12 protein-coding genes are annotated in these 14860 nt (G+C 71.3%); 8 read left to right on the top strand and 4 right to left on the bottom strand.

Translation table 11 applies throughout. From position 1 onward, the window contains the following. Positions 1 to 78: 78 nt before the first annotated feature. From AC0680_RS37215 to AC0680_RS37205, 3 genes are all read left to right on the top strand, one after another. Positions 79 to 1041, top strand: coding sequence for an ABC transporter ATP-binding protein (locus AC0680_RS37215; RefSeq protein ID WP_478637475.1), 963 nt, complete (start codon positions 79 to 81; stop codon positions 1039 to 1041). 88 nt (positions 1042 to 1129) lie between these two features. After that, positions 1130 to 1918 carry an ABC transporter permease gene (locus tag AC0680_RS37210; protein WP_478637474.1) on the top strand — a complete coding sequence of 263 codons (789 nt, stop codon included), beginning with the start codon at positions 1130 to 1132 and terminating at the stop codon, positions 1916 to 1918. A 170-nt stretch (positions 1919 to 2088) separates the two neighbouring features. Next, positions 2089 to 3090, top strand: a complete 1002-nt coding sequence (locus AC0680_RS37205) for a COX15/CtaA family protein (RefSeq protein WP_478637473.1) — start codon at positions 2089 to 2091, stop codon at positions 3088 to 3090. On the opposite strand, the gene AC0680_RS37200 is transcribed toward AC0680_RS37205, so the two are convergent. The 3 genes from AC0680_RS37200 to AC0680_RS37190 form a co-directional block, all read right to left on the bottom strand. Continuing rightward, entirely contained in the window at positions 3054 to 4127 is a 1074-nt protein-coding gene (locus AC0680_RS37200) for an amidohydrolase (protein ID WP_478637472.1), read from the bottom strand. The two genes, AC0680_RS37205 and AC0680_RS37200, sit on opposite strands and share 37 nt — an antisense overlap. A 128-nt stretch (positions 4128 to 4255) precedes the next feature. Further along, entirely contained in the window at positions 4256 to 4630 is a 375-nt protein-coding gene (locus AC0680_RS37195; RefSeq protein ID WP_478637471.1) for a hypothetical protein, read from the bottom strand. Between the two features lie 47 nt (positions 4631 to 4677). Further along, entirely contained in the window at positions 4678 to 5661 is a 984-nt protein-coding gene (locus AC0680_RS37190) for a heme o synthase (protein WP_478637470.1), read from the bottom strand. A gap of 488 nt (positions 5662 to 6149) precedes the next feature. Here AC0680_RS37190 and tkt point away from each other — a divergent pair, with 488 nt between their 5' ends. From tkt to pgl, 5 genes are read left to right on the top strand one after another with little or no spacing between them, the layout of a single operon-like run. Continuing rightward, positions 6150 to 8270: a transketolase gene (gene tkt, locus AC0680_RS37185; protein WP_478637469.1), complete on the top strand. Its 2121-nt coding sequence runs from the start codon at positions 6150 to 6152 to the stop codon at positions 8268 to 8270. A 35-nt stretch (positions 8271 to 8305) separates the two neighbouring features. Then, positions 8306 to 9424 carry a transaldolase gene (gene tal / locus AC0680_RS37180; protein WP_478637468.1) on the top strand — a complete coding sequence of 373 codons (1119 nt, stop codon included), beginning with the start codon at positions 8306 to 8308 and terminating at the stop codon, positions 9422 to 9424. 6 nt (positions 9425 to 9430) lie between these two features. Further along, positions 9431 to 10963, top strand: a complete 1533-nt coding sequence (zwf, locus tag AC0680_RS37175) for a glucose-6-phosphate dehydrogenase (RefSeq protein ID WP_478637467.1) — start codon at positions 9431 to 9433, stop codon at positions 10961 to 10963. Further along, entirely contained in the window at positions 10960 to 12003 is a 1044-nt protein-coding gene (gene opcA / locus AC0680_RS37170; RefSeq protein ID WP_478637466.1) for a glucose-6-phosphate dehydrogenase assembly protein OpcA, read from the top strand. Before zwf ends, opcA begins: the two co-directional genes overlap by 4 nt. Then, complete coding sequence (gene pgl / locus AC0680_RS37165) at positions 12000 to 12806, top strand: 6-phosphogluconolactonase (RefSeq protein WP_478637465.1); 807 nt, start codon at positions 12000 to 12002, stop codon at positions 12804 to 12806. Before opcA ends, pgl begins: the two co-directional genes overlap by 4 nt. A 73-nt stretch (positions 12807 to 12879) precedes the next feature. On the opposite strand, the gene pgi is transcribed toward pgl, so the two are convergent. After that, positions 12880 to 14532, bottom strand: coding sequence for a glucose-6-phosphate isomerase (gene pgi / locus AC0680_RS37160; protein ID WP_478637478.1), 1653 nt, complete (start codon positions 14530 to 14532; stop codon positions 12880 to 12882). Between the last annotated feature and the right edge of the window lie 328 nt (positions 14533 to 14860).

Genomic DNA, 14860 nt, shown 5'->3' with positions numbered 1-14860 from the left:
AAAACGCAGGAAACCGCCCCCCCGGGCCGCAAACCCCCCGTCACCGCCCCCCCCTTCTTTTTTCGGAGATTCCCCGGCATGCAAAGAGTCTCCCTGGGGGGCCCCCCCCGGACCCCCGGCCGAGAGCCTGCCGTCGAGATCGTCGGCCTGGTCAAGCGATACGGGACCAAGACCGCCGTCGACGGGCTCGACCTGACCGTCGCCCGCGGCGAGGTCACCGCCGTACTCGGCCCCAACGGCGCCGGCAAGACCACCACCGTCGAGACCTGCGAGGGCTACCGCCGCCCGGACGCCGGCCAGGTCCGCGTCCTGGGCCTGGACCCGGTCGCCGACGCGGCGGCGCTGCGGCCGCGGATCGGTGTGATGCTGCAGTCCGGCGGCGTCTACGCCGGCGCCCGCGCCGAGGAGATGCTGCGGCACACCGCCACCCTGCACGCCCACCCCCTCGACGTCGGCACGCTCATCGAGCGCCTCGGCCTGGGCTCCTGCGGCCGGACGCCCTACCGGCGGCTGTCCGGCGGCCAGCAGCAGCGCCTCGCGCTGGCGATGGCCGTGGTCGGCCGCCCCGAGCTGGTCTTCCTCGACGAGCCGACGGCCGGCCTCGACCCGCAGGCCCGCCGCGCGACCTGGGACCTCGTACGGGAGCTGCGCGCCGACGGCGTGAGCACCGTGCTGACCACCCACTTCATGGACGAGGCCGAGCAGCTCGCCGACGATGTCGCGATCATCGACAGCGGCCGGGTGATCGCCCAGGGCAGCCCGGAGGAGCTGTGCCGCGGCGGCGCGGAGAACAGCCTGCGCTTCACCGGGCGGCCGGGGCTGGACCTCGCCTCGCTGCTCAAGGCACTGCCCGCGGACAGCGTCGCCACCGAGCCGACCTCCGGTTCGTACCGCGTGCACGGCAAGATCGACCCGCAGCTGCTGGCCACGGTCGCCTCGTGGTGCGCGCAGAACGGGGTGCTCCCGGACGCGATAGCCGTCGAGCGGCACACCCTGGAGGACGTCTTCTTGGAGCTCACCGGTAAGGAGCTGCGCGCATGAGACAGAGCCACGCGTCTTTCGGCCGGGGGTCCGGGGGTCGCCCCCCGGGAATGCACAGCTTGGAGCTCACCGGTAAGGAGCTGCGCGCATGACCGCCACCGAGGCCGGTACCGCCACCGGCACGTTCACCCCGCGGCCCGGGGCGGCACCGCTGCCCCGGATGATCCGCGCGCAGGCCGCCCTGGAGACCAGGATGCTGCTGCGCAACGGTGAGCAGCTGCTGCTGACCGTGGTCATCCCGACGCTGCTGCTGGTGCTGTTCTCCGCCGTCGACATCGTCGACACGGGGGCCGGCAAGGCGGTGGACTTCCTCGCGCCGGGCGTCCTCGCCCTCGCCGTGCTTTCCACCGCGTTCACCGGGCAGGCCATCGCCACCGGCTTCGAGCGCCGCTACGGCGTCCTCAAGCGGCTGGCCGCCTCCCCGCTCCCCCGCTGGGCGCTGATGACCGCCAAGACCTGCTCGGTGCTGGTCACCGAGGTCCTGCAGATCGTGCTGCTGACCGTCATCGCCTTCGCGCTGGGCTGGTCCCCCCGGGGCAACCCGCTCGCGGTCGTGCTGCTCCTGGTGCTCGGTACGGCGGCCTTCTCCGGCCTCGGTCTGCTGATGGCCGGAACGCTCAAGGCCGAGGCGACCCTCGCCGCCGCCAACCTCGTCTTCCTCCTGCTGCTCGTCGGCGGCGGAGTGATCGTCCCGCTGGAGAAGTTCCCGGACGCCGCCCAGTCGGCGCTCGGGCTGCTGCCGATCTCCGCGCTGTCGGACGGGCTGCGCGAGGTGCTCCAGCACGGCGCCGGAGTGCCCTGGGCCGACCTCGGGATCCTCGCCGCCTGGGCGGTGCTCGGACTGGGCGCGGCGGCGCGGTTCTTCCGCTGGGAGTGACGAGACGGGGTCCGGGGCGGGAAACCCTCCACTTCCCGGACCCCCGTACTGCGGCTTCCCCGGGGAGCACGACTCCCCCGGACCCCCTCGTACTGCGACTTCCCCGGGGAGCCGACTCCCCCGACCCCCCTCGTGAAAACTTGCACAAGCCGCCGCCTACGATGTCTTCCGTGCCGAACACGCTGAATCCCTTTGAGCTGATCGCCCGTCGCTGGCAGCCGTCCGCGGCCTTCGTACGACGGGCCGCGCTGGCGACCGTCGTGATGGCCGTGATCATCGTCGTCACGGGCGGCGCGGTCCGGCTCACCCAGTCCGGTCTGGGCTGCTCGACCTGGCCCAAGTGCACGCCGGAGAGCCTGACCCCGACCGCCGCGATGGGCATCAACGGCCTCATCGAGTTCGGCAACCGGATGCTGACGTACGTCCTGTGCGCCTTCATCGGGCTGTTCATCGTGGCCGCACGGGCCCGCGCGCCGCACCGCCGCTCGCTCACCCGGCTCGGCTGGGGGCAGTTCTGGATCGTCATGGGCAACGCGGTCTGGGGCGGCATCGTGGTGCTGACCGGCCTGAACCCCTACCTCGTCGCCGCGCACTTCCTCCTCACCACCGCCCTGCTCACGGTCTGCGTGCTGTCCTGGCAGCGCGCCAAGGAGGGCGACGAGGAGCCGCGCGACCTGACCGCCCGCCCCGTGCGGCAGCTGGCCTGGCTGCTGGTGGTGGCCACCGCCGCACTCACCGTCATCGGTACGGTCGTCACCGGCGCGGGCCCGCACGCGGGCGATGCGCACAAGGTCCACCGCATCCCGCTGGACTGGCAGGAGATCACCCAGCTGCACGTGGACTTCGTCTACATCGTGGTCGGGCTGAGCGTCGCGATGTGGTTCACGCTGCGCGCCGTCAAGGCCCCACCCGCCCCGCGCCGCCGGGTCTGGGAGCTGCTCGGCTGCCTGGCTCTGCAGGGCGTCTTCGGCTACGTCCAGTACTTCCTCGGCCTGCCCGAGCTCGTCGTCGGCCTGCACATGTTCGGCTCGACGCTGGTGTGGATCTGCGTCCTGCGGGTGCTGCTCGCCCTGCGCGACCGCGGTCCCGTACCGCAGTCGCTCGACGCGGCCGAAGAGCCCGAGGCGGCGGCGCCTCAGCAGGCCGCGGTGGCCTCCGCGCCCAGCCGGTAGACGCGGCGCGCGGTCCCGGACGCGACCATCTCCGTGATGCGCCGTCCGTCCTCGGGACCGCACAGCCCCTCCAGCGTCCACTCCCGCACCAGGCGCTCCATGGCGCGGACGAAGAACCGGGCGCCGGTCACATAGAGCTCCGGCAGCCCGCGGGCACCCGAGGAGAACAGCAGCTTGCCGAACGGCGCCTGCGGCAGGGTCTCCTCGGGGCGGGGGCCGGCGTCGGCGTAGACATGGGCGTGGGCGGCGGCGAGCTGCGCCGCCCGGCGGTGGTGCGGGGCCGCGGGGAGCAGCACGAGATCCGAGCCGATGCCGGCGGTGGCGCGCAGGAAGGCCACAAGGGGGCGCGGGTCGGGGCCGTGGAGCTGTACGGGCAGGCCGGTGGCCACCGCGCTCCACAGCAGATGGCGTACGAGCGCGGGCTCGGCGAGCCGGTCTCCGGGGCGGCGGGCGCGCAGCCAGCGGTCCGCGGCGCGGCGTACCTCACCGGCCTCGGGAGCGCTGCCGTCGCAGTAGGTGGCGCCGGAGGCGAAGGCGGTGGCGTGCTGGGCCGCCGCGTAGAGGGCCTCGGCGGTGTAGCCGATGAAGGAGTCGACGCTGCCGGAGGTGTCGGCGATCTGCTCGGCGAGCGGCTCCAGGCGCACCACCTCGTGGGCGCGGGCCTCGGCGGCGGTGGCGATCTCGGTGGCCGAGGTCAGCTCGCTGGGGGTGCCGGCCTCCAGCAGGAACGTGCCGATGCCGGAGCCCCGCAGCAGCATCCGGCCGGCCTTGTAGGCGCCCACCTCGCGTCTGCGGGCCAGATAGCGGGCCGGCGGACAGTGCGGCTCCAGGCCCAGCAGCGGGGGGCACCAGCGGCGTATCGCCAGGCCGACGAGGCTGTCGAAGTAGCTGGTGCCGGCCGGTGCCGGACCGTGCGCACCGACCGCGGCCGCCAGGTGGGTCTCGAAGGAGCCGATGCCCAGCTCGCCGTGCACCGCGCCGTGGCTGTACCCGTCGACGAGCGGTGGCTGGTCTACCAGGAAGGGACGGCCGTCCATCCGCTCCTCCTCGCCGAAGGCCCACAGGGCCGGCCGAAGCGCCGCGCCCGGTGGGCTTAACGGAGGAGGGGGTGGTGAGGTAGCGGGCTCCGCTTGTGGCGTGCGCCCCGGCGCCGCCCTACGGGCCGTCAGGGGTTGGCCGGGCCGCCCACCTGGATGCCCGCCATCCGGGACCACTCGTAGGGGCCGGTGCGGACCTTGGCGGCCAGTTCGCCGTCGAAGTCGTCCTGGAGGGCGATCCCGGCCTTGGCCGCGGCCTCCTTGGCGGAGTCGAAGCTGTCCGCGACGAGGTTTCCCCACTCGCCGTTGGCCCCGACGAGGGCGATCCGGGTGCGGCCACGGCCGATGTGCGCGAGCTGGCCCTCAGCGGTGCCGCCGTGCGACTGGGCGAAGGCGCGGATCTGCTGGGCGAGCTTCGCCGTGCGCTTGTCGGTCCTGCCGGCCTTGCCGGTGGCCGCCGCCGGCTGCTCGTCCGCCTGCTGGGTGTCTGCCATGAACAGCATGCTACCCGCCAGTACGGCGTTTTGTGGGGGTGATCCCCCACACCCCCTCAACGAAGGAAGGGATCCACGGCGACGGCGACGAACAGCAGGGAGACATAGGTGATGGACCAGTGGAACAGCCGCATCTCCTTGAGCTTGGCACCCGTGATCCCGGCCTTGGCGCGGGACTGCAGGGCGTGCGCCTCCTTGAGCCAGAAGGCGCCGCAGGCGAGTGCGACCGCGGTGTAGAACCAGCCGGTGTAGCCCAGCGGCTGCAGCAGCAGCGAGACGGCGACCATCACCCAGCTGTAGGCGACGATCTGCCGGGCCACGGCCTTGTTGCCGGCGATGACCGGCAGCATCGGCACGCCGACCCGCTCGTAGTCGTCCTTGGCCTTCATCGACAGCGGCCAGTAGTGCGGCGGCGTCCAGAAGAAGATGACGAGGAAGAGGACCAGCGCCGCCCAGGAGACCGAGTCGGTCACCGCGGACCAGCCGATGAAGACCGGCATGCAGCCCGCGATGCCGCCCCAGACGATGTTCTGCGAGGTGCGCCGCTTGAGGATCATCGTGTAGACGACCACGTAGAAAAGCAGCGCCCCGAGCGACAGCATCGCCGACAGCGGGTTGACGAGGAACCAGAACCAGGCGGTGGAGCCGACCGCGAGGGCGGACGCGAAGACCAGGCACTCGCGCGGCGAGACCATGCCGGTGACCAGCGGCCGCTGCGAGGTGCGGTCCATCAGCGCGTCGATGTCGCGGTCGATGTACATGTTGAAGGCGGCCGCGCCGCCGGCGGAGAGGTATCCGCCGACACAGGTCGCCAGCACCAGCCACAGGTCGGGAACGCCGCCCGCCGCCAGGAACATCACCGGAATCGTCGTCATCAGCAGCAGCTCGATGACGCGCGGCTTGGTGAGCTCCACGAACGCCTTGACACGTGCACCGGTCGGGCGGTGATCTGGGCCCCCGGGGCTCTGGGAGAGCTCCTCCATGGCCTGAACGGCAGGAGAGGCACCTCCACCCGCAGGACGGGATTCGACGGCCGTCACGCACACCCCTGGAAGTAACATCAGCGGCTCCCGCCGCGGAAGAGATAAGGCATGCAAGCCCTTCCGGCCGTGTAAACCCGGCAAAAGCTTGCGCGTACCACGCCACTTTAGACGTTGGCCATACAGCGATCTTCGCGGGGGTCGGTCGTGTTGGCGCCGGGACCGGAGGGCGGCGCCGGCGGGTTTTCCCGGGAGTTCGCCCGATGTTCGGGAGGCGAACGCGACGGGCGCCCGGCACTCTGGTCGTATGGCTGCCGGATCCGGGCCGGGAATGCCGAGGGTCCTGATGTGGTTGCCCTAAGCAACGAGCACCGCGGGCCCGCCCCCCACCGATTGAGCGTCCAGGGCGCCGAGTGAGCACCGACTGAGCGTCGAAAACACCGACTGAGCGTCGAAAAGGCGCACGCACTCGCGGGGGTAGGCTCGACACCGCCTGGCGGGCATACCGTCCGCGGCATTCGACATGTGGAGAGGAGCCCTGACTCAGGGTGAGCACCAAGCCGACCACCACAGATTTCGAGTGGACCGAACTGGACCAGCGGGCGGTGGACACCGTCCGCGTCCTGGCCATGGATTCCGTGCAGAAGGTCGGTAACGGCCATCCGGGTACGGCCATGAGCCTGGCGCCGGCCGCCTATGTGCTGTTCCAGAAGCTCATGCGGCACGACCCGGCGGACGCGAACTGGACCGGCCGCGACCGGTTCGTCCTCTCCGCGGGGCACTCCAGCCTGACCCTCTACATCCAGCTCTACCTCGCCGGCTACGGCCTGGAGCTGGACGACCTCAAGGCCTTCCGCACCTGGGGCTCGAAGACCCCCGGCCACCCGGAGTACGGCCACACCACCGGCGTGGAGACCACCACCGGCCCGCTGGGCCAGGGTGTCGCCAACGCCGTCGGCATGGCGATGGCGGCCCGCTACGAGCGCGGTCTGTTCGACCCCGAGGCGGCGCCGGGCACCTCTCCGTTCGACCACACCATCTACGCCATCGCCGGCGACGGCTGCCTCCAGGAGGGCATCGCCGCCGAGGCCTCCTCCATGGCGGGCCACCAGAAGCTCGGCAACCTCGTGCTGCTGTGGGACGACAACCACATCTCCATCGAGGGCGACACCGAGACCGCGGTCTCCGAGGACACCCTCAAGCGCTACGAGGCCTACGGCTGGCACGTCCAGCGCGTCGAGCAGCTGCCCAACGGCGACCTGGACCCCGCGGGTCTGGCCAAGGCCCTCGAGGCCGCCAAGGCCGAGACCGGGCGCCCGTCGTTCATCGCGGCCCGTTCGATCATCGCCTGGCCGGCCCCCAACGCCCAGAACACCGAGGCCGCGCACGGCTCGGCGCTGGGCGAGGAGGAGGTCGCGGCCACCAAGCGCGTCCTGGGCTTCGACCCCGAGCAGCACTTCGAGGTCTCCGATGAGGTGCTCGCGCACACCCGCGCCGCCCTCGACCGCGGCCGCGACGCCAAGAAGGAGTGGGAGAAGTCCTTCGCCGCCTGGCGCACCGCCAACCCGGAGCGCGCCGCGGAGTTCGACCGGATCGCCGCGGGCGAGCTGCCCGAGGGCTGGGAGGACCACCTCCCCGCGTTCGAGACCGGCAAGTCCGTCGCCACCCGCGCCGCGTCCGGCAAGGTGCTGCACGCGCTCGGCGCGGTGATCCCGGAGCTGTGGGGCGGCTCGGCCGACCTGGCCGGCTCGAACAACACCACGATCGACAAGACCTCCTCGTTCCTCCCGGCGGACAACCCGCTGCCGGAGGCCGACCCCTACGGCCGCACGATCCACTTCGGCATCCGCGAGCACTCCATGGCCGCGGAGATGAACGGCATCGCGCTGCACGGCAACACCCGCATCTACGGCGGCACCTTCCTGGTGTTCTCCGACTACATGCGCAACGCCGTCCGGCTGTCGGCCCTGATGCACCTGCCGGTGACGTACGTGTGGACGCACGACTCCATCGGCCTGGGCGAGGACGGCCCGACGCACCAGCCGATCGAGCACCTGGCCTCGCTGCGCGCCATCCCGGGTCTGAACATCGTCCGCCCGGCCGACGCCAACGAGACCGCCATCGCCTGGCGCGAGATCCTCAAGCGCCACACCAAGGAGTTCGGCGTGGGCGCCCCGCACGGCCTCGCGCTGACCCGCCAGGGCGTGCCGACGTACCCGGCCAACGAGGACGCCGCCAAGGGCGGTTACGTCCTGTTCGAGGCCACCGGCCCCGACGGGCAGAGCGCCGCGCCGCAGGTCGTGCTGATCGGCACCGGCTCCGAGGTGCAGCTCGCCGTCGAGGCGCGCGAGCAGCTGCAGGCCGAGGGCGTGCCCACCCGCGTGGTCTCGATGCCGTCGGTGGAGTGGTTCGACCAGCAGGACCAGGCCTACCGCACCAGCGTGCTGCCGCCGTCCGTCAAGGCCCGGGTCGCCGTCGAAGCCGGCATCGGTCTGACCTGGCACCGCTTCGTCGGTGACGCCGGACGCATCGTGTCGCTGGAGCACTTCGGCGCCTCGGCCGACGGCAAGGTCCTCTTCCGCGAGTTCGGCTTCACCGCCGACGCGGTCGCCGCCGCCGCGCGCGACTCCCTGGCCTCGGCCGCGGAGCTCGAAGCCGCCGCGCGCTGACGCCCGTACTCAACCAGTAGGAGATGCAAGATCCCATGACAGACGCACTCAAGCGGCTCTCCGACGAAGGCGTCGCCATCTGGCTGGACGACCTGTCGCGCAAGCGCATCACGTCCGGCAACCTCGCCGAGCTGATCGACCAGCAGCACGTCGTCGGTGTCACGACGAACCCGTCGATCTTCCAGAAGGCGATCTCCTCGGGTGACGGCTACGAGCAGCAGGTCAAGGACCTCGCCGCCCGTAAGGTCACCGTCGACGAGGCCATCCGCATGATCACGACGGCGGACGTCCGGGACGCCGCCGACATCCTGCGGCCGGTCTTCGACGCCACCGGCGGCCAGGACGGCCGGGTCTCCATCGAGGTCGACCCGCGCCTGGCGCACAAGACCGTGCCGACGATCGCCGAGGCCAAGCAGCTGGCGTGGCTGGTGGACCGCCCGAACACGCTGATCAAGATCCCGGCCACCAAGGCGGGTCTGCCGGCGATCACCGAGGTCATCGGCCTCGGCATCAGCGTCAACGTCACGCTGATCTTCTCGCTGGAGCGCTACCGCGAGGTGATGGACGCCTACCTGGCCGGTCTGGAGAAGGCCAAGGCCGCGGGGCTGGACCTGTCCCTGATCCGCTCGGTGGCGTCGTTCTTCGTGTCCCGTGTGGACAGCGAGATCGACAAGCGCCTGGACAAGCTGGGCACGCAGGAGGCCAAGGCCCTCAAGGGCAAGGCCGCGCTGGCCAACGCCCGCCTCGCCTACCAGGCGTACGAGGAGGTCTTCTCCTCGGACCGCTGGGCCGCCCTGGACAAGGCCGGCGCCAACAAGCAGCGTCCGCTGTGGGCCTCGACCGGCGTCAAGGACCCCGACTACAAGGACACGCTGTACGTCGACGAGCTGGTCGCCCCGGGCACGGTCAACACCATGCCGGAGGCCACGCTGGAGGCCACCGCGGCCCGCGGTGAGATCACCGGCGACACGGTGCGCGGCGGGTACGCGGCCGCCAAGGCCGACCTCGACGCGATCGCCCAGCTCGGGATCAGCTACGACGACGTCGTGCAGCTCCTGGAGGACGAGGGCGTGGAGAAGTTCGAGGCGTCCTGGAACGACCTGCTCAAGTCCACTGAGGCGGAGCTCAAGCGCCTCGCTCCCTCGGAGGGCTGATCTCCTTTGTCTGGTTCACACGGAGCCAACCCGCTTCGTGACGCCGCGGACCGACGGCTCCCGCGTATCGCGGGGCCGTCGGGCCTGGTCATCTTCGGCGTCACGGGCGATTTGTCCCGTAAGAAGCTGATGCCTGCCGTCTACGACCTGGCCAACCGCGGACTGCTCCCGCCGGGTTTCTCGCTCATCGGGTTCGCCCGCCGCGAGTGGGAGCACGAGGACTTCGCGCAGGAGGTGTACGAGGCGGTCAAGCAGCACGCGCGTACGCCGTTCCGCGAGGAGGTCTGGCAGCAGCTGGTCCAGGGCTGCCGCTTCGTCCAGGGCAACTTCGACGACGACGAGGCCTTCGAGACGCTCAAGCAGACCATCGAGGAGCTCGACAAGGCGCAGGGCACCGGCGGCAACTTCGCCTTCTACCTGTCCGTGCCGCCGAAGTTCTTCCCCAAGGTCGTCCAGCAGCTCAAGAAGCACGGGCTGGCCGACCAGAAGGAGGACTCCTGGCGCCGCGCGGTCATCGAGAAGCCCTTCGGGCACGACCTCGAGAGCGCCCAGGAGCTCAACCGGATCGTCCACGAGGTCTTCCCGCCCAACGAGGTCTTCCGGATCGACCACTACCTGGGCAAGGAGACGGTCCAGAACATCCTGGCGCTGCGCTTCGCCAACACGATGTTCGAGCCGCTGTGGAACCGCTCGTACGTCGACCACGTCCAGATCACGATGGCCGAGGACATCGGCATCGGCGGCCGGGCTGGCTACTACGACGGCATCGGCGCGGCCCGCGACGTCATCCAGAACCACCTCCTGCAGCTGCTCGCGCTGACCGCGATGGAGGAGCCCGCCTCCTTCGACGCGGACGCGCTGGTCGCGGAGAAGACCAAGGTGCTGGGCGCCGTGCGGCTGCCCAAGGACCTCGGCAAGGAGACCGTGCGCGCGCAGTACGCGGCGGGCTGGCAGGGCGGCGAGAAGGCCGTCGGCTACCTCCAGGAAGACGGCATCGACCCCAAGTCGAAGACCGACACCTACGCCGCGATCAAGCTGTCGATCGACAACCGCCGCTGGGCGGGCGTGCCCTTCTACCTGCGCACCGGCAAGCGGCTGGGCCGCCGGGTCACCGAGATCGCGGTGGTCTTCCAGCGCGCTCCGCACTCCCCCTTCGACCACACCGCCACCGAGGAGCTGGGGCAGAACGCCCTGGTCATCCGGGTGCAGCCGGACGAGGGCGTGACCGTGCGGTTCGGCTCCAAGGTTCCGGGCACCTCGATGGAGGTGCGGGACGTGTCGATGGACTTCGCGTACGGCGAGTCCTTCACGGAGTCCAGCCCGGAGGCCTACGAACGGCTGATCCTCGATGTGCTGCTGGGTGACGCCAACCTCTTCCCGCGGCTGGAGGAGGTCGAGCAGTCCTGGCGCATCCTCGACCCGATCGAGACGTACTGGGACAAGCACGGCAAGCCCGCGCAGTACCCGGCGGGCACCTGGGGCCCCATCGAGGCGGACGAAATGCTCGCACGAGACGGACGGAGCTGGCGTCGGCCATGAAGATCGATCTGACGGAAACCACGGCCAGCAAGATCAACAAGGCGTTGGTCGAGGGCCGTCGCGCGGTCGGCACCCCTGCCATCGGCATGGTGCTCACCCTCGTCATCGTCACCGACGAGGAGAACGCCTACGACGCCCTCAAGGCGGCCAACGAGGCATCCCGTGAGCACCCCTCGCGCACCCTCGTCGTCATCAAGCGGGTCAGCCGGTCGCCGCGCGACCGGGCCAAGGCCCGCCTGGACGCCGAGGTGCGGGTCGGCACGGACGCCGGCACCGGCGAGACGGTGATACTGCGGCTCTACGGCGAGGCGATCGACCACGCCCAGTCCGTGGTGCTGCCGCTGCTGCTGCCGGACGCCCCGGTCGTGGTCTGGTGGGCGGTCAACGCCCCGCTCAACCCCGCCAAGGACCCGCTCGGTGCGCTGGCCCAGCGCCGGGTCACCGACGCCTACGCCTCCGAGCAGCCCGTGCGGGAGCTGACCGCTCGCGCGGAGACCTACACCCCCGGCGACACGGACCTGTCCTGGACCCGTATCACCCCGTGGCGCTCGATGCTGGCCGCGGCGCTCGACCAGGCCCCGTGCACGGTCACCTCCGCCGAGGTCGAGGGCGAGGAGTTCAACCCCAGCTGCGAGCTGCTCGCCATGTGGCTGGCCAGCAGGCTGAACGTCCCGGTCACCCGCAAGGTGTCGGCCGGCCCCGGCCTCACGGCCGTACGCATGGAGTCCAGCGCCGGTTCGATCGTGCTGGACCGCCCGGACGGCTCGCTGGCCACGCTCTCCATGCGCAACCAGCCGGACCGCGCGGTGGCGCTCAAGCGGCGGGAGACCTCGGAGCTGCTCGCCGAGGAACTGCGCCGGCTCGACCCGGACGACATCTACGCCGGCGCGCTGAAGTTCGGTGTGGACCGGCTCGGTGACGCGTCGGACGGGCAGCCCGCTGCCGGGGACCCGGAGCCGGACGCCGGCGAGGGCGCCCCGGACAAGCCGGCGGCGAAGAAGGCGACCGCCAAGCCCGCCAAGAAGGCGGCCGCCAAGTGAGTGCTCCGCAGGTCGTCGTCCACCGCGACAAGGAGCTGATGGCCAAGGCAGCGGCGGCCCGGCTGATCACGAAGATCGTGGACGCCCAGGCCACCCGCGGCTTCGCCTCCGTGGTCCTGACCGGCGGGCGCAACGGCAACGGGCTGCTCGCGGCCCTCGCCGAGGCGCCCGCCCGGGACGCGGTGGACTGGTCGCGGCTCCACCTGTGGTGGGGGGACGAACGGTTGCTGCCGGACGGCGATCCCGAGCGCAACCACACCCAGGCCCGCGAGGTACTGCTGGACGGCGTCCCGCTGGACCCGGCCCGGGTGCACCCGATGCCCGCGTCCGACGGTCCGTACGGCAACGACGCCGACGCCGCCGCCGAGGCGTACGCGGCCGAACTCGCCGCCGCGGCGGCCCATGAGACCGCCTCTCCGCCGGCCGGCGCCGGGGGCGGCCCGGTGCCGACCTTCGACGTCCTGCTGCTGGGCGTCGGCCCGGACACCCATGTCGCCTCGCTCTTCCCCGAGCTGCCGGGCGTACGGGAGACGGACCGGACGGTGGTCGGTGTGCACGGCGCGCCGAAGCCGCCGCCCACCCGTGTCTCGCTCACCCTGCCCGCGATCCGCACGGCGCGGGAGGTCTGGCTGCTGGCGGCCGGCGAGGACAAGGCCAACGCCGTGGCCATGGCGCTCTCCGGCGCCGGTGAGGTCCAGGCCCCGGCGGCCGGCGCCCGGGGCCGCAGCCGGACCCTGTGGCTCCTGGACGAGGCGGCCGCGACGCGGCTGCCGCGCGGGCTCTACCCGCCGGCCTCGGCCTGAGTCTTCGACCACGCCGCCGAAGGCCCCGCACCGCTGGTGCGGGGCCTTCGGCGTCACTGCGCCGGATCCGGGATCAACGGCCGCGCAGCTCGCGGTACTTGGCGACCAGGCCGGCCGTCGAGGCGTCCAGGCCCGGCACCTCGGCGCCCTCGGTCAGGGCCGGCTCGACCCGCTTGGCGAGGACCTTGCCGAGCTCCACGCCCCACTGGTCGAAGGAGTCGATGTTCCAGACCGCGCCCTGCACGAACACCTTGTGCTCGTAGAGCGCGATCAGCTGGCCCAGCACGGACGGGCTGAGCTCCTTGGCCAGGATCGTGGTGGTGGGGCGGTTGCCCTGGAAGGTCTTGTGCGCCACCAGTTCCTCGGCCACACCCTCGGCGCGCACCTCGTCCGGCGTCTTGCCGAACGCCAGCGCCTGGCCCTGCGCGAAGAGGTTGGCCATCAGCAGGTCGTGCTGGGCGACCAGGCCCGGCAGGAGGTCCTCGACGGGCTGCGCGAAGCCGATGAAGTCCGCCGGGATCATCTTCGTGCCCTGGTGGAGCAGCTGGTAGTAGGCGTGCTGGCCGTTCGTGCCGGGCGTGCCCCAGACGACGGGGCCGGTCTGCCAGCCGACCCGACCGCCCTCGCGGTCCACGGACTTGCCGTTGGACTCCATGTCCAGCTGCTGCAGATAGGCGGTGAACTTGGACAGGTAGTGGCTGTAGGGCAGCACCGCATGCGACTGGGCGTCGAAGAAGTTGCCGTACCAGATGCCGAGCAGGCCCAGCAGCAGCGGGGCGTTCTCCTCCGGCGGGGCGGCGGCGAAGTGCTCGTCGACGAGGTGGAAGCCGGCCAGCATCTCGCGGAACCGCTCCTTGCCGATGGCGATCATCAGCGACAGACCGATCGCGGAGTCGTAGGAGTAGCGGCCGCCGACCCAGTCCCAGAACTCGAACATGTTGTCCGTGTTGATGCCGAACTCCGCCACCTTCTCGGCGTTCGTCGACAGCGCCACGAAGTGCTTGGCCACCGCGCCCGTGTCGGCTCGCAGACCGGTCAGCAGCCAGTCGCGGGCCGAAGTGGCGTTCGTGATCGTCTCGATGGTGGTGAAGGTCTTCGAGGCGATGATGAACAGCGTCTCGGCGGGGTCCAGATCGCGCACCGCCTCGTGCAGGTCGGCACCGTCCACATTGGAGACGAAGCGGAACTGCATGTCCCGGTGGGTGTAGGCGCGCAGCGCCTCGTACGCCATCGCCGGGCCCAGGTCCGAGCCGCCGATGCCGATGTTGACGACGGTCCTGATGCGCTTGCCGGTGTGGCCCTTCCAGTCGCCCGAGCGGACCCGGTCGGAGAAGGTGCCCATCTTCGTCAGGACGGACTGCACCGCGGGAACGACGTTCTCGCCGTCGCTCTTGATGACCGCCGAGCCCGGCGCGCGCAGCGCGGTGTGCAGTACGGAGCGCCGCTCGGTGATGTTGATCTTGTCGCCGCGGAACATCGCGTCCCGCAGCCCGGCCACGCCCCGCGCCGCGGCCAGTTCCCGCAACAGCCGCAGCGTCTCGTCGGTGACCAAGTGCTTGGAGTAGTCCAGGTGCAGATCGCCGACCTGGAGGGTGTAGCGCTCGGCGCGCGCGGGATCCCGCTCGAACAGCTCGCGCAGATGCACCTCCCCCAGCTGCTCGCGGTGCTTGCTCAACGCGGTCCACTCAGGCATCTGGTCGAGCCTGCTGCGGCCTTCTGCGTTCATCTCGGACATCAGCCTTCTTCTTCTCGTAGCGGCCCCGCCACCCCCCAACCTAATTGATCAGCGCGCGATGGGGGCATCTCCCGCTCGAGCGAAGCCGAGAGTGGGGGAAGGTAGCTGTCCGCCGTCCGGCGGGACGCTGTCGGGGGGCTGAAGAACGGGTGGCGGCGACGGCCGACGGCGCCGGGGAGTCGGGGCCGCACAAACGCGGCCGGGGGGGGGGGGGGGGGGGGGGGGGCGGGGGGGGGGGGGGGGGGGGTGGGTGGGTTCGTCAGGCTCGCGGGGGGGGGTTTGAGGGGTACCAGCGGGAGGGCGTTTCGCGTTGTTGGGT

Source organism: Streptomyces sp. NPDC043738 (assembly GCF_056436545.1).
The sequence above is the reverse complement of the archived record's forward strand: the minus strand, read 5'-3'. Positions and strand labels throughout refer to the sequence as shown.

Bases quoted from the DNA above. Each gene is read 5' to 3' on its own strand.
- AC0680_RS37195 (WP_478637471.1), bottom strand. From the start codon at position 4,630: ATGCTGTTCATGGCAGACACCCAGCAGGCGGACGAGCAGCCGGCGGCG.
- AC0680_RS37215 (WP_478637475.1), top strand. From the start codon at position 79: ATGCAAAGAGTCTCCCTGGGGGGCCCCCCCCGGACCCCCGGCCGAGAG.
- tal (WP_478637468.1), top strand. From the start codon at position 8,306: ATGACAGACGCACTCAAGCGGCTCTCCGACGAAGGCGTCGCCATCTGG.
- AC0680_RS37200 (WP_478637472.1), bottom strand. From the start codon at position 4,127: ATGGACGGCCGTCCCTTCCTGGTAGACCAGCCACCGCTCGTCGACGGG.
- pgi (WP_478637478.1), bottom strand. From the start codon at position 14,532: ATGAACGCAGAAGGCCGCAGCAGGCTCGACCAGATGCCTGAGTGGACC.
- opcA (WP_478637466.1), top strand. From the start codon at position 10,960: ATGAAGATCGATCTGACGGAAACCACGGCCAGCAAGATCAACAAGGCG.
- AC0680_RS37210 (WP_478637474.1), top strand. From the start codon at position 1,130: ATGACCGCCACCGAGGCCGGTACCGCCACCGGCACGTTCACCCCGCGG.